This is a genomic window from Corynebacterium afermentans subsp. lipophilum, assembly GCF_030408375.1.
Taxonomy (GTDB): Bacteria; Actinomycetota; Actinomycetes; order Mycobacteriales; family Mycobacteriaceae; genus Corynebacterium; species Corynebacterium lipophilum.
This window is the reverse complement of record NZ_CP046530.1, coordinates 888,538-910,307: the sequence shown is the minus strand read 5'-3', so window position 1 is coordinate 910,307 and position 21,770 is coordinate 888,538. Positions and strand designations below refer to the sequence as shown.

Here is a 21,770-nt window from a genome sequence, read left to right as displayed (position 1 = left end):
GTTAGGCGAGCTTAGATTCAATAACTTGCGCATATTCCTCCACCTCCGTGGCGAAGGTGGTGTCGTGGCAAGTGAAGATCACGGCCTGGCCAGATCGGAGTCCCTCGGCGATGAGGTCGTGGGCGCGGTCGCGAGAGGGGGCGTCGAGGCCGACGTCCGGTTCGTCGAGAAGCACGAGCGGCCGGTTCTGAGCGAAGACCTGGGCGAGCTGAGCCAGGCGCAGGTGCGCGGCAGGCAGGTCGAGGGGGTGGGTCTCCGGGTCGAGGCCGAGTGCAGCGACGGCGACCGGGTCGCCGACGAACTCCCCCACCGTGGATTCGGCGAGCTGGTCTGCGGCGCGCTGCAGCGCGAGTGAGACGCCGAGAGACAGCCCCGGGTTGCCGTCGAGGCCGGCCATCGCGCGCAGCAGGGTGGTTTTGCCGGCGCCGTTGTCGCCGCGCAGCCACACGGCCTGGCCGGGGCGCACGGTCAAGTGGATAGGGCCGGCGGTGAACTCCGGATCCTCGTTTGCGCGGAACTGCCACCACTTGCGGGGTTTTCCACCGCGGGTGGCGGTGATCTCGCCGAGGTCGATCGGTTCGCCGGTGGGCACCACGCGTGGGAGCAGGCTGGGCTCGTGGGTGGGAGGGGGTGAGGGGGACAGGATGCCGTCGATAAGCGAAAGCTTTACTGCATCGAGGCGGGGGCGGTTGCCGAGGACAACGATGCGCGACGGCAGGGCTTCGAGTAGGCGGATGATGTGAGTGGCGGAGGTGGGGTCGAGGCCGGCGAAGGGGTCGTCGAGAAGCAGGATGTCCGGCTCGAGGACCGCGACGGCCGCGATGGCGAGGCGGCGTGTTTGGCCGCCGGAGAGTTGTGCGGGGTGGCGCTCGGTGAGTTCGGTGAGGCCCGCCGCGCTGAGGATGCGCTCGCAGCGGCGCTGCATCTCCGGGATGGGTGTGCCGCGCTGCTCGAGACCGAGCGCGACTTCTTCGATGACCGTGTCGCGCAGGTAGGACACGTGCGCGGTGGCGTCCTGCTGGACCACGGCCGCGCCCGGCCACTCGTTGTGGGCCTGGGCGGCGAGGGTGGTCAGGCCCGCGCCGGAGTTGCCGATGACCTCGACGGTGCGGTGCTGGTCGAGTGCTTGGGTCAGCGGGGTTAGATCCATAGGACCACCACCACGCAGATCAGCGGGATGAGGATGCGCGCGGCGCGCTGGGCGGGGCTGTCGTGGACCGGGCGCAGGACGGTGCGGGGGCCGGTGAGGTCGTAGCCTGCGGTTTCCAGTGCCTGGCCGCGGGCGCCGGCCTGGGTGAGCAGCTCCGTGAACACGGGCATGATCAGGTGCGGGACGACGGTTTTGGCTTTGATCGGCCGCTGCTTGAGGCGGTTGGCGTCGCGGGTTATGCGGGCCCGGTGCGCACCCTGGGGGCCGAGCTGCAGCGTGGTGCCGGCGATGTAGCCGATGCGGTTGCCGCCTTTTGTGCTCTGCAAGGCCTTGGCCAGATCCGGGGTGCGCGTCCACGCCACAGCGGCGAGCAGGCACGCGACCAGCGCGGTGAAGCGGGCGGTGAGGTGGGCGGCGTCGGCAAGCCCGTCGGAGGTGAGCAGTGGGGCGATGCGGTGCTCGCCGTAGGGCGCGTGGATGAGCACCATCGACGCAGCGACGGGGGCTGCGAGGAGTGCAGTGGCCGCCACGACGGACGGGTTGCGGGTGCGCCAGGTGCCGGCCGTAAGGGCTGTGGCGACGATGGCCAGCGAGGCTATTGGAGTGTTGATCCCCAGCGCCAGAATCCAGCCCGACGCACCGATGACCAGGGCGGTCAGCGGGTTCAGGCGGCACTGGGTTTGGGGCACGCGAACTACTTGCTCTGTGGGGCGAACGCGGCGACGGTGCGCTTCGGCAGCGCCTTGACCGTGAAGTATGCCACCAGCATGACAATGACCTTGTCCACTGGGTCGGAGATGAACGCCTGGGTGGTCACGGAGGCGATGAGCGAGCCGCCCATCTCGCGGAACAGGCTGACCAGGGCGCCGGTGCCCACACCGGCGGTGCCGCCGTAGACGTAGGCGGCCACCGGTGCTGCGACCATGCCGCCGACGATGCCGAGCACCAGGCCGAAACCGATCACGGTGGCAATGTTGCGCAGCGCGTTGAAGCGGTGGATGAACACGCCGGCCAGCCAACCGACGAGCGCCGCGCCCGCGGCGAACGGCAGCGCCGCCGGGTTGAGCAGTCCCCACACGACGTTGTTCAGCGCGCCGGTGGCCATGCCCGCGACCGGGCCGGCCAGGGCCGCGACGAGCACGGTGCCCACGGAGTCCAGGTACAGCGGCAGGCCGATGGAGCCGACGATCTCGCCGACGACGGAGTTGATGATGATCGCAATTGGGATCAGCCCCAACGTGCGCGCCGGCAGCACGGGGATCACCGCGGCGAGCAGCAGGATGGTGCCGATGCCGTAGCCGGCCAGCAGCGCAATACCCTGGCCGGAGCCGGTGACCTGGTCCCAATCCGCCGGGTGGACGAGGACGAAGTACAGCCAGGTGGCGGCGATAAACAGGGCGCCTGCGATGGCGAGCGCGCGGCGGGCGGGGGTCCATTCGGCCTTCTGCGCGGCCTGCGTGGAAACGGTGTGTGACATGGGTGCTCCGAGTGGTGTGCGGAAAACGGGAAAGTGCAGCCCTGTTTCGCCTATGTCACCTCGGCGGGGCTATCGGTTCGGGAGTGTAGCAGGCGGTCATGTTCTTACTCGTTTTCACCCAGCAGATAATGGCGATAACACGCCTGCTCACACCCTATCTACCTAGGGATCTTGACCGTGGGACAACCAGCTGTTTGATCCCAGCAACTACTGCGGGAGTTTCACCCCGTCACCAATCATGAATATTAAAGAGACTTCATTTCGAGCTGTGGTTAACTTAAACGGTTCCTGTTAGAGGATTGGAGACACTATGAAGAAGACCTCAGCGCTTCTTACGGCCATCGCCGTATCTTTCACCGCCGTAACCGCGCCTGCTTCAGATGGCCAAGAGTTGAGCCACGCGGACCTCTACGAACCGAGGGTCTACTCGATCGGTTCGCTGTCCGCCGGTCCGTCGGACAATCTCGTGACCTTGATCGTTAATGAGGGGCCAGAGTTTGCAGACCTGGACATCCTTGAGTTTGAATCGCCGTACCCGGTCACGTACGAGCGCATTCGAAACCCAATCGTGAACTTCAACGACAAAATCTATCTGCGGCTTGAGCAGAAGATGATCTACCCTGAAGAGTTCGAAATCGCCGTCAAGCTGCTGGTGCACTACAACGATGGTTCTTCCGAAGAGGTTGAGGGGAGCTTCCCAGTTCACCCGCTGCCTGCTTTGGTCTCGGGCAATCCGAAGCCGTCTGCTACTACGAAGCAATCAACCAGCCCGGTTGCTACGAAGACCGTGCTTAAGACCACGACAGTGACAGCAAAGGCTTCCGCACCGGTAACGACTACCGTCACCCAGAAGATCAACGCGCCGACGACCGTGACGGAGACTGCGGAAGCAGCAACTACCACGACCACAGTCACCAAGAAGGCTGCACCAGTCACCGCCACCGTGACCGAGGCTGTGGAAGCAGCAACCGCCACCGTGACTGAGACGCTTTCGGCTCCGGCACCGGTCAAGACCGCTACTGTCACCAAAACCGCCGAAGCAGAGACTGTCACGACCACTGTTCAGCAGGCTCCCGTAACCGCAACAGAGACAGTAACTGCAACCGCTGCCCCGGCGACTGTCGAGGTTACAAAGACGGTCCCGACAACCGTTGTGAAAGCGTCTAATGATGGACAATCCGGCAGCTCGGCTGGATCCATTGTCGCGTTAGTGCTCGGACTTCTCGCCTTGATCGGTGGCGTCGGCGCTGCTGTGGCCGGAAATCCCCAGCTACTCGCTAACCTCCCGTTCTAACGGATCAGCATAAGCTCCCTAACCATTGCGGCTAGGGAGTTTTCTTTTTGTGCTGTTGCCGGCTTAAGCAGCATCACCTAGTCGTCGGCGCGCAGGTGGCGCAGCTCCACAATCTCAGCGTCGCCGGCAGCGACCTTGGCGTGCACCTCGCAAGCCCAGTCGAAGCGCTCCCAAGCGGCGGCGATGGCCGCGTCGGTGACGTCGGTGACCAATCGTGCGTTCGGGTCGCGCTCCCAGATTCCGCGCAGATCTGCCACCGAAGTGCCGCGCATGAGTTCGGAGTCGGCCTCCACGTCGACGGTGGTCTCAGTCGCCTGGTAATCCACCAGGTCAAGGGCGATGAGCACGGTGAGCAGGTCGTGGATCTGGGCCTGATAGCCCTCGCCGACGTCCTCGTGGAACTCGAAGTAGAACCGGGTAATTGCCTCCAGGTGCTCGGTGAGCGGAGAGGCACCGAGCTTATCGACGGCACCTTCCAACGCCCCCGGAGTAAGCACCATCTTCTCCGTCACGCTGAGCGAGCACAGTGTGATCGGCACCGGTGTCATGGCGAACACGTCGGCGGCGGCGTGCGGGTCCACCCAGAAGTTCCATTCCGCGCTCGGGGTGGTGTTGCCCGGGTAGTGCACTGCCCCACCCATCACGGTGATGTGCTTGAGTTTTTGAAAGTGCTCCGGGTGGGCGTGGGCGAAGGCGGCCAGGTTGGTCAACGGTCCGGTAACGATGAGGTGTAAATCGTCGGTGCCGCGCTCGATGGAGTCGATCCACAGCGCGTCCCAGTCGTGCTCCACGTGGCGCTCGGGCGCGGAGGCGTAGCCCAGGCCGGTCTCGCCGTGGGTTTCCGGCGTGGTGGTCAGCTCCACCTCGAGCGGTTCGGGCAGGCCGGCGGCCAGCGAGATGATGGGCAGGCCGCACAGCCCCAGGATCCAGGCGCCGTTTTGGGCGCATTGGTCGGCGGGGGCGTTGCCGGAGGTCGTCGTTAGGCAATCGAGCTCGATGAGCCCCGCGTGGGCCGCGGCGGTGAGGAAGATGATTGCGTAGGTGTCGTCGATACCGGGGTCGCAATCCAGGATGACTCTCACGGTTGTGTTTCCTTTCCGGCCACAAGCCAGATGATGAACGTGGTGGCGCACACCGCCCCGCACACGCCGAACGCGGCCTGGAAGCCCGCCGCCTCCGCGACGGCGCCGAGCAGCACCGGCGCGAGGATGGTGCCGGCATCCTGCGTCATTTGATACGTGGACAGCACTGTACCGCCGGAGCGCTCGTTGCCGATGATGTCCGCGAGCGTGGCTTGCGTCGCGGGGCTCATCAGGCCCGCGCCGATGCCGGCGGCGGCGGAGAGCAGCACGAGCGGCCAGAAACTGGTGGCGCCGCCAAGGAGTGCTGTGAACACACCCGAGGTGGCAAGACCTGCGGCGACCAGCGGGCGGCGGCCGAGACTGTCGGCGAGGCGGCCGGAGAACTGCAGGGTCACCGCCATGCCGAACGCGAAGGCGGTCAGCGCGAACCCGGCGGCCGCTCCCCCACGCTCAAACACGGCCGCGGCGAACAACGGCAAGATGGCCACGCGCGAGCCCATGTTGACGAAGCCGTTGGTAAACCCGGCGGCCAGCAGTGCCTTGTAGGTGGAGCTCTGCCACGCCTGGCGCACGCGCATCTTCGGCTTCGCTGCGGGCAGCGGCTCGGAGCCCGGCTTTGGCTGGGTCAACGCGCCGACGGCGACCGCCGCGCCCGCGACCGCGATGCCGTAAATGACAAATGGCGCGCGGAACCCCAGGAAGGACAACGCGGCGCCGATGATCGGGCCGACGACGTTGCCGACCAGAAACGCCGAGGCGTACAGCGCGTTGGCGCGCCCGCGGATGGACGGGTGCGTCACGCGCACGATCAGCGCCTGCGCCGACAGCGTGAACATGGTGGAGCCGAACCCGGCGATAAACCGCAAGCCAAGGATCTGCCAATAGGCCTGCGCGAAGGCCACGAAGAACGTGGAGGCGGCGACGATAAGCAGGCCGGTGAGGTAGATCGGGCGGGAGCCAAGCCTATCGACGAGCCGGCCGGCCCCCGGCGCACCAATGAGCCGCGCGAACGCGAAGATCGAGATCACTGCGCCGGCCGCAGCCATGGACACGCCGAAGCTGACGGCGAACTGCGGGAGCACCGGGGCGATGAGCCCGTAACCGAGGGCGATGATGAACGCGGCGCCGACAAGCACCCAGATCGTGCGCGGGATCTTCGGTTGGGTGCGGTGCGTCTGCTGTTGAGTTGGATTGTCGGCGTTCATTGCTGGCTAGGGTACATCGCCAGGTGGGGTGGTCTGATTTGGCAATGTGGAAATTATTTTCCGCAATGGCATATCACGCCTGGCAGCGGTCCGTAATTCGTACATGTGTTCGACTGTCTGGCTGGTGATGTCGATGTGCTTCATAGTGTGTGCGCCATGAAGTTCACCACGAAGAATCCGCTGCGTAGCGTCAGCCGAAACGACATGTCCCACTCCCCCGTCTGCACCCCGGAATCCCTCGCCGAGGTCATCCGCGAGCGTCACCCGGAAATCATCGAGTCCGCTCAGGCCGTCATGCACCACCCGCGGTCGCTATCCCGGCCCACCGCCGCGTGGCGCCCACCGGTGCTCACACTGCCGCGGGTGGCCAACGGGCCACAGCTGACATTGGCCGTGACCCGGCGCAGGGTCGGCCCACGGGCGCGGGCCCGGATACAGGGCTACGGAGGCGGCCAGGTGCCGGCGTACCTGATTGAGGTCCGCATTGCGGACACGACCGGCAGCGTGGTTGACACCGTGCTCACCGAAGCGTGGGTGCGCGCGCTGCTCCCCGACGACAGCGCCCACTCAGTGCACGAGCTGGCTGGGACGCGCACGGCGAACTACGTCTGGCTCGTCGACGGGACATTCACGCCGATCGCGTCACCGTCGTCGATGTTCGAGGGGCTTCGCGCGGCCTAACGGCTAGCGCTGGCGTCCTCGTCAGCGTCCTCGTCGGCATCGTCTTCGTCGTCCGTGTCGTCTTCGTCGTCCTGGCCGAACAGGTCGTAGACCTCGGGCTCGTCGTACTCGTCGTCCACGGGCAAAAGCTGCGACTCCCAGTCCTCGGCCTGGTCGGCGGCGAGCGAAAGCACGTCGAAAAGCCGGTCGAAGTCCGTGAAGCTGCCCAGCTCGAGCCGCTCTGCGTCGATGAGCGCTTCGTCGTGGATGGCGTCGAAGAGGCGGGCGCGGTCCTCCTCCGTCAGCTCCGCGTCGCCGTCGGACTCCCAGAGCTCGCCTTCGGCGTCGTCGAGCACGTCGTCGTAGTCGTCCGGAAGCGCGATGAAGGTGACCTTGGCGTGCGGGGTGCCGTCGACGGTGTCGATGGTGACCAGCAGCTCCGCGTTGTCGCCCACCTCGGCGCGCACCTGCTGCGGGTTCAAGTGGTCCTGGAAAAACTCCAGGTCGCCGATGCGCTCGTCGGTGCCCTCGAGCAGGTCGCGCAGCACGGTGATCACCTGGTCGGTCGCCATGTGCTCCGCAACCGCGGCCACGGCGTCCTCCACGGAGAACACCACGGCCACCAGCACAGCCTCGAAATCCTCGTCGTCCTCGTCCACGTCCGCGGCCGCGATGTAGACGTTGGCGGCCGGCAAGTGCGGGTCAATTTCCACGAACTGGATCTCCAGTGCTGCGGTCATGGGCACGAACATGGTGTCGCCGCCCACGCGGGACTCGATGCCTTCGCGGTCGAGCGCCGCTGCGATGTCCTCGAAAAAGCTCATGTCTGTGGTTCCTTCCACGTCGCGCCGTCGGGCTGGCTTGCCGCAACGCGGACAAGCCTAGCTACGAATGCTCGCGCATGCGTGGGACTTCGCCGCCGCGCCGCTAGTCGTCGCCCCACGCCGGATGCGCAGCGCCCAACAGGGATGCGGCGGAATCCATCAGGTCCTGGCGGTGGGTGCCCCACTCGCGCATGTCAAAGCTCTCCCAAGCCCTGCGCTGCACCGCCTTCGGGTCCCACTCCACGCGCATGCCAGCGTCGAACACGGCGGTGGCGCGGCCCGGCTTATCGTCGGAGCGGAAGCCGTACACGGGCCACTCCTCCCCCGGCGCGCCAGTGTGGAAAAACTGGCCCCAGTGGTACTGCATGACGCGGCTGACCTCCTCGAACCCCTCGGATCCGCCAAAGACGTCCCACCGCGAAGCCTTCGTGGCGTTCGGCTCGCCGAACACCGCACCCAAGTCCGAGGTGTGCATCGCGCCCAACCCCAGCATGCGCATGGCCACGGAGGCGTATTCGAAGCGGTACATCCAGGTGCTTGCCTTTCGACGGTGCGCCGTCGCCAGGATCACCGTCGGCGCCCAGAACACCGCATCCGCGATGAGGTCTGCGTAGTCGCCCCGTCCACCCGCGTAGCCGTAGGCGCGCAGCACCGCCTGGGCGTTGTCGGGGTCGAACGCCTCCAGCGCCCGGCGCGCGGCGCGCTGGCGGGCCTTCGTGGTCTGGTAGATGGCCTTGGCAAAGCTGGCTTCATCCGAGTTCGTGCCCATGATCAGCGGCACGGCGGCCTGCTCGCCGGCTTCGAAGGTGTCGATGGGGTGGGCGGTGAGCGTGTCGCCGTCCACGGTGGGCATGAAGCTGGTGTTGAGCTGCACCAGCTCCTTGGAGTTCAGCAGCATCGACTGCCCGGCGCGCACGAGTTCTTCTGCGCTGGTAGCGCGCACATCCGCCAGTGTGGTGGTGCGCGGCAGGCCCATCCGGGTGACCAGTTCGCGCACCCACATGGCGGCCTGGAGGCGCGAGTGCACGCTTGCCGGCGGCGGGGATTGGGCCACCGCGCCGTGGAACAGCCCGCGGGCGGCGGGGGCGCACATGAGGTGCACCACGGCCGCCCCGCCGGCGGATTCGCCCATGATGGTCACCCGGTTCGCATCCCCGCCGAAGTTGGCGATGTTGGCGCGCACCCACTCCAGCGCCAGGATTTGATCCAGCAGCGCGGGTGTGGCCACGCAGTCGTGGCCGAGCGAGCGGAAGTCCAGGTAGCCAAGCACGCCGAGGCGGAAATTCACGGAGACGTACACCACGTTGGTGGCGTCTGCGAGCAAGTGCCCCTGCAGCACCTTTTCGTGGCTTGCGCCGGTGACGAAGGTGCCGCCGTGGAAGTAGACCACCACCGGCAGTTCTTCGTCCGTGTCCGGGCGCACGATGTCGAGTGTGAGGCAGTCTTCGGTGCCGATGACCACGTCGCGCCAGCCGAACGTGCCTTGCATGGCCGGCGGGGCGAACCGGGAGGCGTCGTAAAGCCCCTGCCACTTCTTGGCGGGTTGGGGCGCGCGGAAGCGGCCGGTGCTCGCGGTGGATGCGCCGAACGGCACGCCGCGCCAAGTGCGCATGCCGGAGCGCTCGTCCACCACTCCGCGGACCTTGCCCGCGGTGGTGTCTGCGACAGGGTGCTCGGCGGCAGTCATGGTTTCCAGCGTAGACGGATGCGCGCGAAGTCCAACTATGCTTGACCGACGTAAATCAGACCATTAACGAAAGAACACACGATGTTTGGCTCCAAGAAGAAGTCCAAGGACCTAGCCGTGCGCCAGGAGATCGAGGAGGCACTGCGCGAGGACCCGGCGCAGCTGGAAAAGGACGCCGGCCCGCTGGGGCGCGCGTTTATCGGTGCGGTGGATAAGGCGGTGCAGATGCAGACCTCCACCATCCGCACGTACGTGAACTGGCTGCGCCGCCAGAACCCGGAGGCCTCACCGGCGGAGATTCAGAAGCTGATGGACAAGCACCTGAAAAACACCGTCACCGGCACCGGCGCGGGTGTGGGTGCCGCGGCCGCCGTGCCGGGCATCGGCCTGTTTACCGGCGCGGCCGCGGTGGCGGGCGAATCGGTGCTGTTTTTGGACCTCGCCGCGTTCTACGCCGTGGCATCCGCCTACCTGCGCGGCGAAGACATCTCCGACCCGGAGCGCCGCCGCGCGCTCGTGCTGTCGCTGCTGATGGGCGCGAAGGGGCTCGCGATTGTGGACGCCATGCTTGGCGACGACGCCGGTAAAATCCCCGGCAAGTCCACCCTGGCCAAGTTCTCCGGCCCGACGCTGGCGAACACCAACAACGTGCTGGAACGCATCGCCATGCGCTCAATGCGCAAGACGCTGCGGCGTGCGTGGCTAGGCAAGCTCATGCCGCTGGGTATCGGCGCGATCGCCGGCACCACCGCCAACCGCAAGCTTGCGGACGGCGTGATCGGCAACGTGCAATCCGGCCTCGGCGCCGTGCCGGCCGGTTTTGCCACCCCGCTGCCGGAGAAGGACAACGACGGCGACGACGAGGACGGCAAGGGCCTGAGCCTGAACCCGAAGGAGTTCGCCGCCTGGATCCTGCGCCAGTTCAAGGACGAGGACAAAGCGGACGTGAAGATCGTCAAAGACGTGACCGACAAGGACAACAACAAGGACGGCGACAACAATTAACCCCCTGCTCACCAGATCCCTTAGCGCCAACCGGCCCGCGGCCGTCGCCGCCTTTGCCGCGGCCACGCTCGCAGCGGTGTTCCAAACGGCGGTGCCGGCGCTGACCGGCCACGCGGTGGACATCGCCACCGGCAACGCGGAGGGATCAGTGACGCGCACCGCGTGGGCAATGGTCGCCGTCGCCGCGGCCACCTACGCCTTAAGTTTCACCCGCCGCGTCACGGCGGGCCGGCTGGCGACCAGCTCCCAGCACTGGTTGCGCACCGAAATCCTGCGCACGCTGCACCGCCTGGACGGGCCGGGCCAGGACGACATTGTCACCGGGCAGATCGTCTCGCGCTCCATCTCGGATTTGAACCAGTACCACATGGTGTTGGCGAACCTGCCCATGCTGCTCACGCGCGTGGTGCAGCTCGCACTCACTCTCGCGGTGATGCTGTGGATGGACATCCCGCTGACCCTGATGTCGCTTGCGCTGCTGCCGCTGATCCTGTGGGAGGCCAACCGCTCGCGCAAAACGCTCTACGCCGCCACGTGGGTCAACCAGCACGCCACCGCAGAACTCGCGGAGCACGTGGAGCAGACCGTCTCCGGCGTGCGCGTGGTCAAAGCGTTCGGCCAGGAGCAGCGCGAGATCGACCGGCTGGACCAGCTGGGCCGCCACCTGTACGCGGTGAAGATGCGTGCGGCGAAGCTCACGGCGCGGTTCCAACCGATCCTGTCCCAGCTGCCCAAGGTCGCGCTGGTGGTCACCATCATCGCCGGCGGCATGCTGGCTATCCGCGGGCAGATCACCATCGGCCAGTTCGTGGCGTTCACGGCGTATCTGACCTCCATGACGTCGATGCTGTCCATGCTGACCAACCAGTACGTGCGGCTGCAGATGGGCATGAGCTCGTTCGACCGCCTCGACGACGTGCTCAAGCTCGCCCCGGCCCGCGAAGACACTGGCGGCCCCGTGGTGGGCACGGGCCTGCACTTCGACAACGTGCGCTTTACCACCGGCGGCAACCCGGTGCTCAACGACTTTTCGCTCACCGTGCGCCCGGGTGAGACGGTCGCGCTCGTTGGCCCGCCCGGCGCGGGCAAAACCATGGCCGTCCAGCTCGCCGGCGGCTTCTACCAGCCGGATTCCGGAAGCGTCGAGCTTCTCGACGGCTCCGCCACCCCCGCCGCCTTACGCCACAAAGTCCTGTGCGTGTTCGACGAGGCGTTTTTGTTCTCTTCCTCCGTGCGCGAGAACATCGCCATGGGCTCTCATCTCCCGCCGGAAGAGCTTGACACCGCTGTGCGCGAGGCCGCGCGCCTGGCCTGCGCCGACGAGTTCATCGAGCGCCTGCCCGACGGCTACGACACCGAAGTCGGCGAGCGCGGCCTGACCTTATCCGGCGGGCAGCGCCAACGCATCGCCCTGGCGCGTGCGCTCATGGCCGCGCCTGAGGTGCTCGTGCTCGACGACGCCACCAGCGCCATCGACGCGGTCACCGAGGCGCAGATCTTGGCCAACCTGCGCGAGGAGCTCAAGGATGTCGCGGTGCTCACCGTCGCGCACCGGCAGTCCACGGTGGATCATGCGGATATTGTGGCGGTGGTCGACCACGGAATCGTCGTCAAGCATGGCCCCCGCGACGAGGTTGTGCAGAGCCCGGAGTACCTGGCCACCATGTCCGCCGACACGCCGGCGCAGCTGCCTGCCGCCCCGACGCGCGCCGAGCTGTGGCCCGAGGTCACCGAGCCCGAGCAGGAGCGCGTGATCGTGCCCACCACCGGGCGCGCGTCCACGGTCAACGCCACCCCGGAGCTGCTCGCACGGGTGGAGAAACTCCCGGAGGCCACCGAGCAGCCGGACCTGAGTGAAGAGCGCCTGGAGCAGCTGCGCACCCCGTCCAGCGACTTCCACGTGCGCGAGCTGTTCCGCGCGGTGCGCTGGCTCATCGCCGGCACCGTGGCCCTGCTGGTCGTCGGCGTGCTGGCGGACCTGGCGTTTCCCACCCTCGTGCGCGCGGCTGTGGACCGCGGCATCGCAGGCGCCGACCAGGCCAGCCTGATCCGCACCGGACTGATCGCGCTGGCCGTGGTGGCGGTGGCGTGGGCGTCCATGACCGTGATGACAGTGCTGTCCTCGCGCTCCGGCGAGCGCCTCCTCTACGGCCTGCGCCTGCGCTCGTATGCGCACCTGCAGCAGCTGGGCTTAAGCTTTTTCGAGTCGCGCCTGTCCGGCAAGATCATGACGCGCATGACCACCGACATCGACACGTTGTCCAGCTTCCTGCAAACCGGTCTGGCGCAGGCGATTGTCGCCATCGGCTCGCTTGCCGGCGTGACGGTGATGCTGGTGGCCACCGACGGCCAGCTCGCGCTCGTCGCGTTTGCCGCAGTGCCCGTCATCGCGCTGGCCACCTGGGGTTTCAGGCACTTCTCCAAACGCTTCTACGCCGCCTCGCGCGCGCAGATCTCCGCGGTCAACGGCGAGTTCGCCGAGCTCATCGGCGGCATCCGAGTCACGCAGACCCACCTCGCCCAAGACCACTTCGAGTCGCGTTTTGCACAGATGAGCGACACGTACCGCCGCATCCGCATGCGCTCGGTGCGCCTGGTGGGCCTGTACTTCCCCGGCATGCAGTTCGTCTCCCAAGTCATGACCGCGGTGATCATCGGCGTCGGCGCGACCCGCATCGCTGACGGCACGCTGTCGGTCGGCGTGCTCGTCGCCTTCACCATGTACCTAAGCCAGCTCTACGGCCCCATCCAGCAGCTCGGACAAATCTTCGACTCCTGGCAGCAAGCCACCGTCAGCTTCGACCGCATCCGCGAGCTGCTGGCCGAGCGCACCACCGTCCCCAACACCGGCACCCGCCCAGGTGCGCACACCGCGGCGTCCGGGGAGCTTGTGCTTGACGACGTCACCTTCGGCTACTCGCCGGACTCAGAGCCAGTCATCGACGGCATGGATCTTGCCCTTTCTCCCGGCTCCACGGTGGCGTTGGTGGGGCCGACGGGCGCGGGCAAGTCGACCGTCGTCAAGCTGCTTGCCCGCTTCTACGACCCAGTGGACGGTGTCGTGCGCGCCTCGGGGACGAACGTCGCCGAGTTTCCGCTCGCGGATTGGCGGCGCGCGCTGGCGCAGGTGCCACAGGAGTCCTACCTCTTCCCCGGCACCGTCGCCGACAACATCGCCTACGGCGCCGCCGACGCCACGGACGCGCAAGTGCAGGCGGCGGTGGAACGCATCGGCGCGCTCGGCGTGATCGGCACCATCCCCGACGGCTTCAACGCGCGAGTCGGCGAACGCGGCCGGGGCCTAAGTTCCGGGCAGCGCCAAATCATCGCGCTCGCCCGCGCCGAGATGCTCCAACCCGCTGTGCTGCTTTTGGACGAAGCCACCGCCACCCTCGACCCTGCCACCGAACGCGCCGTCCTCGACGCCTCCGACCACGCGATGGAAGGCCGCACCTCCGTCGTCGTCGCGCACCGGCTCGCCACCGCCGCGCGCGCCGACCGAATACTCGTGATTGATGAAGGACGTATCATTGAAGACGGCTGCCACGAGGACCTCATCTCCGCAGGCGGAAGATATGCCCATATGTGGGCTGTTAACCGATAACGGGGGTGAAACACAAGGCCCCCGTGGAGAGGAACAATCCAAGTTAGCGCTCTACCAGCGCCGACGATTACAGTCAAAGAAACGTTCCGCGAACACAACCCAGAAGGAAGGCGAGAACCTGCCGTGAGCAGCGAAAACACGTTCGGCCAGAACAGCTGGCTGGTTGACGAGATGTTCCAGCAGTACAAGGACGACCCCAACTCGGTGGACGCCGAATGGCGCGAACTCTTCGAGAACAAGGGCGCTCCGAAGACCGCGAAGGGCACCCCCAGCGTCACCCCTTCCGATGAGAGCGCAAGCACTCCGAGGACCGACCCGAAGGTCTCACGCTCCACCGGTGCCCCGAGCCAGGACGGCCGCGAGACCAAGGTGGACGAGGCAGCCGCCAAGGTCGAGGCGAAGCCGAAGCGCCCCGCCGCCGCAGGGAAGGCTTCCCCGCTGGACAAGGTCAACCAGATCGAAGCCGAGCCCGGCGAGTTCCAGCTCAAGGGCGCTTTCAAGGCCATTGCCAAGAACATGAACGAGTCGCTCGAGGTGCCGACCGCGACCACCGTGCGCGACATGCCGGTCAAGCTCATGTTTGAAAACCGCGCGCTGATCAACGACCACCTCAAGCGCACCCGCGGCGGCAAGGTCTCCTTCACCCACATCCTGGGCTACGCCATCGTCCTGGCCGCCAAGCTGCACCCGGACATGAACAAGAACTACAAGGAGGACGGCAACAAGTCCTTCGCGGTGCAGCCGGAGCACATCAACCTCGGCCTGGCCATCGACCTGCCGGGCAAGAACGGCTCCCGCTCCCTGGTCGTCGCCGCCATCAAGGAGTGCGAGACCAAGTCCTTCGACGAGTTCGTCGACGCGTACGAGGACATCGTCGCCCGCGCCCGCGACGGCAAGCTCACCATGGACGACTTCTCCGGCGTGACCATCCAGCTGACCAACCCGGGCGGCATCGGCACCCGCCACTCCATCCCGCGCCTGACCAAGGGCCAGGGCACCATCGTCGGCGTCGGCGCAATGGACTACCCGGCGGAGTTCGCCGGCGCTTCCGAGGACCGCCTCGCCGAGCTCGGCGTGGGCAAGCTGGTCACCCTGACCTCCACCTACGACCACCGCGTCATCCAGGGCGCGGAGTCCGGCGAGTTCCTGCGCGACATCTCCCAGCTGCTCATCGACGACAAGTTCTGGGACGAGATCTTCCGCTCCCTGCGCATCCCGTTCGCGCCACTGCGCTGGGCACAGGACGAGCCGAACACCGGCATCAACAAGGACACCCGCGTCATGCAGCTGATCGAGGCGTACCGCTCCCGCGGCCACCTCATCGCCGACACCAACCCGCTGCACTGGCACCAGCCGGGCCTGCCCAAGCCGGACTCCCGCGACCTGCTGATGGAAACCCACGGCCTGACCCTGTGGGACTTGGACCGCGTCTTCCACGTCGGCGGCTTCGGCGGCAAGGAGCAGATGACCCTGCGCGAGGTCATGACCCGCCTGCGCGCCGCCTACACCCTGAAGGTGGGCACCGAGTACTCGCACATCATGGACCGCGACGAGCGCGAGTGGCTGCGCGACCGCGTCGAGGCCGGCATGCCGAAGCCGACCGGCCCGGAGCAGAAGTACATCCTGCAGAAGCTCAACGCCGCCGAGGCGTTCGAGAACTTCCTGCAGACCAAGTACCTCGGCCAGAAGCGCTTCTCCCTCGAGGGCGCCGAGACCCTGATCCCGCTGATGGACGCCATCATCGACACCGCGTCTGGCCAGGGCCTGGAAGAGGTCGTCATTGGCATGCCGCACCGTGGCCGCCTGAATGTGCTGTTCAACATCGTGGGCAAGCCGGTCGCCACCATCTTCAACGAGTTTGAGGGCAACGTGCGTGCAGCCCAGCAGGGCGGCTCCGGCGACGTGAAGTACCACCTCGGCTTCGAGGGCGAGCACATCCAGATGTTCGGCGACGGCGAGATCAAGGTCTCCCTGGCCGCCAACCCGTCCCACCTCGAGGCCGTGGATCCGGTCCTGGTGGGCATGGCGCGCGCCAAGGAAGACCAGATCAAGTTTGCCAAGGGCCGCGAGGACCACCCGGTCGTGCCGCTGATGCTGCACGGCGACGCTTCCTTCACCGGCCTGGGCATCGTCCAGGAGACGCTGAACCTGTCCCGCCTGCCGGGCTACACCGTCGGCGGCACCATCCACATCGTGGTGAACAACCAGATCGGCTTCACCACCACCCCGGACTCCGGCCGTTCCTCCTACTACGCCACCGACCTGGCCAAGGGCTTCGACTGCCCGGTGTTCCACGTCAACGGCGACGATCCGGAGGCCGCCGCCTGGGTTGCCCAGCTGGCCACCGAGTACCGCCGCGAGTTTGGCAAGGACGTCTTCATCGACCTGATCTGCTACCGCCTGCGCGGCCACAACGAGGCCGATGACCCGACGGTGACCCAGCCGGTCATGTACGACCGCATCCAGTCCCACCCGTCGGTGCGCACCCGCTACACCCAGGACCTCATCGGCCGCGGCGACATCACCGAGGAAGACGCCGAGAAGGCGGCACAGGACTTCCACGACCAGTTGGATTCCGTCTTCTCCGATGTCAAGGCTGAGAAGGGCCAGCCGAGCGAGCAGACCGGCATCACCGAGTCGCAGGAGCTCACCCGCGGCCTGGACACGAACATCTCCGAGGACCAGTTCAAGCGCCTCGCCGACGCGTTCGCGAACCTGCCGGAGGACTTCGCGCCGAACAAGCGCCTGAAGTCCGTGCTGAAGAAGCGCGGCGGCTCGTTCACCGACGGCGACATCGACTGGGGCTGGGGCGAGCTGCTCGCCTTCGGTTCCCTGGCGGAGCAGGGCAAGTTTGTCCGCCTCGCCGGCGAGGACTCCCAGCGCGGCACCTTCACCCAGCGCCACGCGGTGCTGTACAACCCGGATAACGCCGAACCGTACAACCCGCTGGACCACAACGCGCAAGAGGCCGACAACGGCGGCCGCTTCCAGGTGTTCAACTCCGCCCTGACCGAGTACGCGGGCATGGGCTTCGAGTACGGCTACACCCTGGGCAACAAGGACGCCGTGGTGGCCTGGGAGGCGCAGTTCGGCGACTTCGCCAACGGCGCGCAGACCATCATCGACGAGTACCTGTCCTCCTCCGAGACCAAGTGGGGCGAACTGTCCTCGCTGATCGCGCTGCTGCCGCACGGCTACGAGGGCCAGGGCCCGGACCACTCGTCGGCCCGCATCGAGCGCTACCTGCAGCTCGTGGCAGAGGGCTCGATGACCATTGCTCAGCCGTCCACCCCGGCAAACCACTTCCACCTGCTGCGCCGCCAGGCTCTCGGCGAGATGAAGCGCCCGCTGGTCGTCTTCACCCCGAAGTCGATGCTGCGCAACAAGGCGGCTGTCTCGCAGCCGGGTGACTTCATCGAGGTGGACCGCTTCCAGTCCGTCATCGACGACCCGAACTTCGTCGAGCGCGGCAACAAGGTCGTCGGCGACACCGACAAGGTCACCACGATCATGCTGTGCTCCGGCAAGATCTACTGGGAGCTGGACAAGAAGCGTGAGAAGGACGGCCGCGACGACATCGCGATCATCCGCGTGGAGATGCTCCACCCGATCCCGTTCAACCGCCTGTCGGACGCGTTCAAGAACTACCCGAACGCCAAGGAGATCCGCTGGGTCCAGGACGAGCCGGCAAACCAGGGCGCATGGCCGTTCTACAACGAGCACCTGCGCACCCTGATCCCGGACATGCCGGAGATGGTCCGCGTGTCCCGCCGCGCACAGTCCACCACCGCAACCGGTGTGGCCAAGGTGCACCAGCAGGAGGAGAAGCAGCTGCTCGAGGAGGCATTTGCAAAGTAGCTTGACGACGGGAGCGCCGCCGGTGCTCCCCCACAAGCGTCAGGGCCCCGGGGTATCCCGGGGCCCTTCCTCGTGTCTGGGGGCTATTTAGCGCGCTCCGGCACTGTCTGCGGAATCGCCCGCCGCTGCCCCGTCCTCGTCCGCCTCTGGCAGCTCGTCGTTGTAGATGTTGATGTGGGCGTTTTCCATCATCCACGCCGCCAGCGTGTCCTGGACGTCGGCGCCGCCCTCGATGTCTTCGACCATCTCCTCCAGCGACTTGGTGGAGATGACGCGGGTGATGAAGTTCAGGCGGTTGATCTCGCCGCGGTCGAAGCCCGACTTGTCGAACAGCGGGATGATGTTCTGGGGCAACTCGCCCGAGCGGCCGCAGCTCTGCGCCGGCGAGGGGTCCACGGTCCGCAGGGTGCTGGGCAGGCCAGCGATGGCTTGGTCGTAGATCACGTCCGAAAACCCGGCCGGTGCATCCTTCGCTTCCTTCTTTAAGCGCTTGGCGGCCTCCACGTCGGTTTCTTCGACGAGGCGGCCGGTGCATGTCACCACGAAGTCCACCGGGGTTTCCTTGAGCACCCGCAGCGTGTCGCCGGCGGAAAAATCGGCGGCGGTCACGCTGGTGGGCCGGCCCAGCTGCTGCAGCACGCGGCTGTAAATCTCGCCCAGTACGCGCTGCTCCGGATCCTCGGCGTCGATGCCGATCGCGATCGGTTCCTTGCTGGTGGTCTTCTGGCCTAGCGCAGCGCACCCGGACAACGCTCCGGAGACCGTCAGTGCGCACGCGGAAAGCGCCGCGGCGCGGTAGCGCTTATGCATCGGGGTTGGGGTGCGACGTGTCGTCGATAGGCAACTGGCCCGCGATGAGGTCGCGCGCCTGCGGTGCGGCATCCGGCTCGCAGAGCACGTCGTAGTGGCCCGCCACGATCGTCGTCGCCGAGGAGAAGTCGCGCTTGCCGCCCGTGAACGCGTAGGCCACCGCCGCGAAAATCACGCCGAAGATCGCGCCGATGACCAGCGTGGTGGTAAACGTCACCCAACCCGAGCCCGGCTCGGTGAACACCGACAGGATCAGGCCGATGAACAGGCCCATCCACAGGCCGGAGAGCGCGCCGGTGCCCAGCACCTTGCCCCAGGTCAGACGGCCCGTGATCTTTTCCACCTGCATGAGATCCACGCCCACGATGGACAGCTTCTCCACCGGGAACTCCTTGTCAGATAGCGAATCCACCGCCTCCTGCGCCTCCGCGTAGGTTTTGAAGCTGCCGACAGGCCAGCCCGTGGGAACCTCGCGCGCGGGCACACGGGAAGAGTTGCTCATGGGATTTGTCATGCCCACCAGTGTATCCGCTCGCTTGCGGGGCACCGTTATACTGCAGGGCAACATGGCTACAGAACAAAAAATCACAGAGCAGGACGTCCTCGCGGCACTCGAGCGCGTGGAAGACCCCGAGATTGGCAAGCCCATCACCGAACTGGACATGGTGGAATCCGTGCGCATTACCGGCGCGGACGTGGCCGTGGGCATCTACCTGACCATCGCCGGCTGCCCCATGCGCGACACCATCGAGTCCAACACGCGCGCGGTGCTAGAGGAACTCGACGGCGTCGGCGACGTCTCCGTCACGCTGCACACCATGAGCGACGAGCAGCGCCGCGCACTGGCGCTGAAGCTGCGCGGCGAGCAGACCGGGCCTGCGATCCCGTTTGCGGACCCGGACACGCGCACCCGCATCTTCGCCGTCGCCTCCGGCAAGGGCGGCGTGGGCAAGTCGTCCATGACCGTGAACCTGGCCACCGCCCTCGCCGCGCAGGGCTTGAGCGTCGGCGTGGTGGACGCGGACATCTACGGCCACTCCGTGCCCGGGCTGATGGGCTCGAACGACAAGGGCCCCACAGTTGTCGACGAGATGATCATGCCGCCGATCACCCACGGCGTGCGCCACATCTCCGTGGGCCAGTTCGTGGAGGGCAACGCGCCGATCGTGTGGCGTGGGCCCATGCTCACCCGCGCGATCCAGCAGTTCCTGGCCGACGTGTACTGGGGCGATCTGGACGTGCTTTTCATGGACCTGCCGCCCGGCACCGGCGACGTGGCCATCACGGTGGCGCAGCTGGTGCCGAACGCGGAGCTGCTCATCGTGACCACCCCGCAGGCCGCCGCGGCGGAGGTGGCGGAGCGTGCCGGCACGATCGCGCAGCAGACGGACCAGAAAATCGCCGGCGTGATCGAGAACATGTCCGGTATGACCATGCCCGACGGCACCGTGATGAACATCTTCGGCGAGGGCGGCGGCGAGCAGGTCGCCGAGCGCCTGACGCAGCTGACGGACTCCGACGTAAAGCTGCTCGGCTCCATCCCCCTGGACCCGCAGCTTCGCGAGCACGGCGACACCGGCACCCCCGTCGTCATCTCCGAGCCGGACTCCCCCGCTGCCAAGGCCATCCAGGCCGTCGCGGATCAGTTGAAGGTGCGCCGCGAATCCCTCGCAGGCAAGAGCCTCAACCCGCAGGTTAAATAACGTCCTCCCAGGAGAAGCTCCTGCCTTTCGACGGCCGCTCCGCCTGATCCTGCCTCGGCTGCTCCGGCCTCGGCTGCTCCTGCGCCGCGGGGCGCGGTCCCGAGCGGGTGGGCTCGGGGTTGGCCTGGCGCGGGTCCACGGCCTCGTCCTCGAACAACACCTTTGCCATCGCGCGGCGCGGGCCCATCGACGCGTACTGGGACACGGTGTCGATCGGCTTTTTAAACTCCTCGAAGCCCTCCAGCTCCCCGTTGAGCTCAGCCTTGGCGTTGTTGATGGCCTTCTTCGCGGCGTAGATCGCCGCGCGCACATCCTCCACCACGGCGGGCAGGCGTTCGGGCCCGATCACGATGAGCCCGATGATCAGGATGAAGAAAATCTCGCCCCAGCCGATGTTGGAAAACACCTACAACACCCTACTCCCCGCGCCGCTTCAGCGCGCCCAGAGCCGAGTGCAGCGCCGAGCTGAGGTTGGCGCCGAAATCCTTGACCCGGCCGCGAGGGCCCGGCGCCTCGCCCACCCCGTCCACCCTGTCGAGGTCCCCGGCGCCCATGCCAGCCAAGCGCTCCACCAGCGACGCCGGGGCGTGCACGCCCGAGTTGTCCACCACGCGCAGCCGGTTCGCGGCGCGGCGCTGGGCGTCGACCTCGGCGCTGCACTCGTCGCAGTCGGTCAGGTGGCGGGCGGCGCGGCGGAACGCTGAATCAGACAGTTCGCCGTCCACGAAGGCGGCGACCGCTTCCGGGTTCAGGTGGTCGGTGGAGTTGAATTCGCGTTTGGCCATGGACATCATTACGTCGCTTGGTTAGCGGGTGCGGATGAGTTCTTTCGCGTGCGCGTCGTCAAGCGCCTGCGCCTCCAGCGACTCGCGCAGCTGCGCGCGCCCGCGGTGGATGCGCGAGCGCACGGTGCCCATCTTCACGCCGAGGGTGTCGCCGATTTCCTCGTAGGTCATGCCCATGACGTCGCAAAGCACGACGGCGACGCGGAAGTCCGGCGCCAAATCATCCAGCGCGCGCTGCAGCGCCGGGTCCAGGTTGGCCACGTTGTAGGCCTCCTCCGGCGTCATGTCGGTGCCCGGCACGCGCTCGTAGTCCTCCGGCAGCGCCTCCATGCGGATCTTCGCGCGGCGACGCACCATGTCCAAAAACAGGTTGGTTGTAATGCGGTGCAGCCAGCCTTCGAAGGTGCCCGGCTGGTAGTTCTTCAGGCTCCGGAACACGCGCATGAAGGTCTCCTGCGTCAGGTCTTCCGCGTCGTGTTGGTTGCCGGAGAGGCGGTAGGCAAGGCGGTACACGCTGTCGGCGTGTTCCTGCACCAGCTCCGACCAGGTGGGCATGGCCCCCTCGCCCGCGTCGAACGCGGCAGTGCCGGACAGCTGGTTTTCCTCAGAGGTCATGGCAAGTAGTT

18 protein-coding genes are annotated in these 21,770 nt (G+C 66.8%); 6 read left to right on the top strand and 12 right to left on the bottom strand.

Annotated features, from left to right (window positions below; genetic code table 11):
* Position 1: 1 nt before the first annotated feature.
* Genes CAFEL_RS04415 through CAFEL_RS04405 form a run of 3 tightly spaced genes read right to left on the bottom strand, consistent with a single transcriptional unit; the run spans position 2 to position 2,627 of the window.
* Positions 2 to 1,150: an ATP-binding cassette domain-containing protein gene (locus CAFEL_RS04415; RefSeq protein ID WP_194560276.1), complete on the bottom strand. Its 1,149-nt coding sequence runs from the start codon at positions 1,148 to 1,150 to the stop codon at positions 2 to 4.
* Positions 1,141 to 1,839 (bottom strand): energy-coupling factor transporter transmembrane component T family protein, encoded by a 699-nt coding sequence (locus CAFEL_RS04410; protein ID WP_290172284.1) that lies wholly within the window; start codon positions 1,837 to 1,839, stop codon positions 1,141 to 1,143. The genes CAFEL_RS04415 and CAFEL_RS04410 overlap by 10 nt, the downstream gene beginning before the upstream one ends.
* Positions 1,840 to 1,844: 5 nt before the next feature.
* The gene (locus tag CAFEL_RS04405; RefSeq protein WP_228496371.1) at positions 1,845 to 2,627 is read right to left on the bottom strand and encodes an ECF transporter S component; all 783 of its coding nucleotides are present in this window, start codon (positions 2,625 to 2,627) and stop codon (positions 1,845 to 1,847) included.
* A 310-nt stretch (positions 2,628 to 2,937) separates the two neighbouring features.
* Between CAFEL_RS04405 and CAFEL_RS04400 the strand changes: the two genes are divergently transcribed.
* Positions 2,938 to 3,921 carry a hypothetical protein gene (locus CAFEL_RS04400; protein ID WP_194560277.1) on the top strand — a complete coding sequence of 328 codons (984 nt, stop codon included), beginning with the start codon at positions 2,938 to 2,940 and terminating at the stop codon, positions 3,919 to 3,921.
* A gap of 77 nt (positions 3,922 to 3,998) precedes the next feature.
* Here the strand turns inward: CAFEL_RS04400 and CAFEL_RS04395 are convergent, their stop codons facing one another.
* Positions 3,999 to 5,003, bottom strand: a complete 1,005-nt coding sequence (locus tag CAFEL_RS04395; protein ID WP_194560278.1) for a nucleoside hydrolase — start codon at positions 5,001 to 5,003, stop codon at positions 3,999 to 4,001.
* A complete protein-coding gene (locus tag CAFEL_RS04390) occupies positions 5,000 to 6,208 on the bottom strand; it encodes an MFS transporter (RefSeq protein WP_194560279.1) in 1,209 nt (402 codons plus the stop codon). The genes CAFEL_RS04395 and CAFEL_RS04390 overlap by 4 nt, the downstream gene beginning before the upstream one ends.
* A gap of 156 nt (positions 6,209 to 6,364) precedes the next feature.
* On the opposite strand from CAFEL_RS04390, the gene CAFEL_RS04385 reads away from it, so the two are divergent.
* A complete protein-coding gene (locus CAFEL_RS04385; protein WP_228496372.1) occupies positions 6,365 to 6,889 on the top strand; it encodes a hypothetical protein in 525 nt (174 codons plus the stop codon).
* On the opposite strand, the gene CAFEL_RS04380 is transcribed toward CAFEL_RS04385, so the two are convergent.
* Together CAFEL_RS04380 and CAFEL_RS04375 are read right to left on the bottom strand one after the other, a co-directional pair.
* Complete coding sequence (locus tag CAFEL_RS04380) at positions 6,886 to 7,692, bottom strand: hypothetical protein (protein ID WP_194560280.1); 807 nt, start codon at positions 7,690 to 7,692, stop codon at positions 6,886 to 6,888. The two genes, CAFEL_RS04385 and CAFEL_RS04380, sit on opposite strands and share 4 nt — an antisense overlap.
* A gap of 103 nt (positions 7,693 to 7,795) precedes the next feature.
* Entirely contained in the window at positions 7,796 to 9,379 is a 1,584-nt protein-coding gene (locus CAFEL_RS04375) for a carboxylesterase/lipase family protein (protein WP_194560281.1), read from the bottom strand.
* 81 nt (positions 9,380 to 9,460) lie between these two features.
* Between CAFEL_RS04375 and CAFEL_RS04370 the strand changes: the two genes are divergently transcribed.
* From CAFEL_RS04370 to CAFEL_RS04360, 3 genes are all read left to right on the top strand, one after another.
* Positions 9,461 to 10,384 (top strand): hypothetical protein, encoded by a 924-nt coding sequence (locus tag CAFEL_RS04370; RefSeq protein ID WP_194560282.1) that lies wholly within the window; start codon positions 9,461 to 9,463, stop codon positions 10,382 to 10,384.
* Positions 10,380 to 13,988, top strand: coding sequence for an ABC transporter ATP-binding protein (locus CAFEL_RS04365; protein WP_194560493.1), 3,609 nt, complete (start codon positions 10,380 to 10,382; stop codon positions 13,986 to 13,988). The genes CAFEL_RS04370 and CAFEL_RS04365 overlap by 5 nt, the downstream gene beginning before the upstream one ends.
* Positions 13,989 to 14,111: 123 nt before the next feature.
* A complete protein-coding gene (locus tag CAFEL_RS04360; RefSeq protein ID WP_194560283.1) occupies positions 14,112 to 17,846 on the top strand; it encodes a multifunctional oxoglutarate decarboxylase/oxoglutarate dehydrogenase thiamine pyrophosphate-binding subunit/dihydrolipoyllysine-residue succinyltransferase subunit in 3,735 nt (1,244 codons plus the stop codon).
* An 87-nt stretch (positions 17,847 to 17,933) separates the two neighbouring features.
* Here the strand turns inward: CAFEL_RS04360 and CAFEL_RS04355 are convergent, their stop codons facing one another.
* Entirely contained in the window at positions 17,934 to 18,656 is a 723-nt protein-coding gene (locus CAFEL_RS04355) for a hypothetical protein (protein ID WP_194560284.1), read from the bottom strand.
* Positions 18,649 to 19,170 carry a YflT domain-containing protein gene (locus tag CAFEL_RS04350; protein WP_194560285.1) on the bottom strand — a complete coding sequence of 174 codons (522 nt, stop codon included), beginning with the start codon at positions 19,168 to 19,170 and terminating at the stop codon, positions 18,649 to 18,651. The genes CAFEL_RS04355 and CAFEL_RS04350 overlap by 8 nt, the downstream gene beginning before the upstream one ends.
* Before the next feature lie 52 nt (positions 19,171 to 19,222).
* Here CAFEL_RS04350 and CAFEL_RS04345 point away from each other — a divergent pair, with 52 nt between their 5' ends.
* The gene (locus CAFEL_RS04345; protein WP_194560286.1) at positions 19,223 to 20,359 is read left to right on the top strand and encodes an Mrp/NBP35 family ATP-binding protein; all 1,137 of its coding nucleotides are present in this window, start codon (positions 19,223 to 19,225) and stop codon (positions 20,357 to 20,359) included.
* Here the strand turns inward: CAFEL_RS04345 and tatB are convergent.
* From tatB to sigE, 3 genes are read right to left on the bottom strand one after another with little or no spacing between them, the layout of a single operon-like run.
* The gene (gene tatB / locus CAFEL_RS04340; RefSeq protein ID WP_070475093.1) at positions 20,352 to 20,765 is read right to left on the bottom strand and encodes a Sec-independent protein translocase protein TatB; all 414 of its coding nucleotides are present in this window, start codon (positions 20,763 to 20,765) and stop codon (positions 20,352 to 20,354) included. The genes CAFEL_RS04345 and tatB overlap by 8 nt on opposite strands.
* A 10-nt stretch (positions 20,766 to 20,775) precedes the next feature.
* On the bottom strand, positions 20,776 to 21,144 hold the full coding sequence (locus CAFEL_RS04335) for an anti-sigma factor family protein (RefSeq protein WP_194560287.1): 369 nt from the start codon (positions 21,142 to 21,144) through the stop codon (positions 20,776 to 20,778).
* 21 nt (positions 21,145 to 21,165) lie between these two features.
* Positions 21,166 to 21,759 (bottom strand): RNA polymerase sigma factor SigE, encoded by a 594-nt coding sequence (gene sigE / locus CAFEL_RS04330; protein WP_034999735.1) that lies wholly within the window; start codon positions 21,757 to 21,759, stop codon positions 21,166 to 21,168.
* Between the last annotated feature and the right edge of the window lie 11 nt (positions 21,760 to 21,770).

What these genes read in the sequence shown, in the direction of transcription:
- CAFEL_RS04415 (WP_194560276.1), bottom strand. Translation starts at nt 1,150, where the DNA reads ATGGATCTAACCCCGCTGACCCAAGCACTCGACCAGCACCGCACCGTC.
- CAFEL_RS04405 (WP_228496371.1), bottom strand. Translation starts at nt 2,627, where the DNA reads ATGTCACACACCGTTTCCACGCAGGCCGCGCAGAAGGCCGAATGGACC.
- CAFEL_RS04400 (WP_194560277.1), top strand. Translation starts at nt 2,938, where the DNA reads ATGAAGAAGACCTCAGCGCTTCTTACGGCCATCGCCGTATCTTTCACC.
- CAFEL_RS04390 (WP_194560279.1), bottom strand. Translation starts at nt 6,208, where the DNA reads ATGAACGCCGACAATCCAACTCAACAGCAGACGCACCGCACCCAACCG.
- CAFEL_RS04385 (WP_228496372.1), top strand. Translation starts at nt 6,365, where the DNA reads ATGAAGTTCACCACGAAGAATCCGCTGCGTAGCGTCAGCCGAAACGAC.
- CAFEL_RS04380 (WP_194560280.1), bottom strand. Translation starts at nt 7,692, where the DNA reads ATGAGCTTTTTCGAGGACATCGCAGCGGCGCTCGACCGCGAAGGCATC.
- CAFEL_RS04375 (WP_194560281.1), bottom strand. Translation starts at nt 9,379, where the DNA reads ATGACTGCCGCCGAGCACCCTGTCGCAGACACCACCGCGGGCAAGGTC.
- CAFEL_RS04370 (WP_194560282.1), top strand. Translation starts at nt 9,461, where the DNA reads ATGTTTGGCTCCAAGAAGAAGTCCAAGGACCTAGCCGTGCGCCAGGAG.
- CAFEL_RS04355 (WP_194560284.1), bottom strand. Translation starts at nt 18,656, where the DNA reads ATGCATAAGCGCTACCGCGCCGCGGCGCTTTCCGCGTGCGCACTGACG.
- CAFEL_RS04350 (WP_194560285.1), bottom strand. Translation starts at nt 19,170, where the DNA reads ATGACAAATCCCATGAGCAACTCTTCCCGTGTGCCCGCGCGCGAGGTT.
- CAFEL_RS04345 (WP_194560286.1), top strand. Translation starts at nt 19,223, where the DNA reads ATGGCTACAGAACAAAAAATCACAGAGCAGGACGTCCTCGCGGCACTC.
- CAFEL_RS04335 (WP_194560287.1), bottom strand. Translation starts at nt 21,144, where the DNA reads ATGGCCAAACGCGAATTCAACTCCACCGACCACCTGAACCCGGAAGCG.
- sigE (WP_034999735.1), bottom strand. Translation starts at nt 21,759, where the DNA reads ATGACCTCTGAGGAAAACCAGCTGTCCGGCACTGCCGCGTTCGACGCG.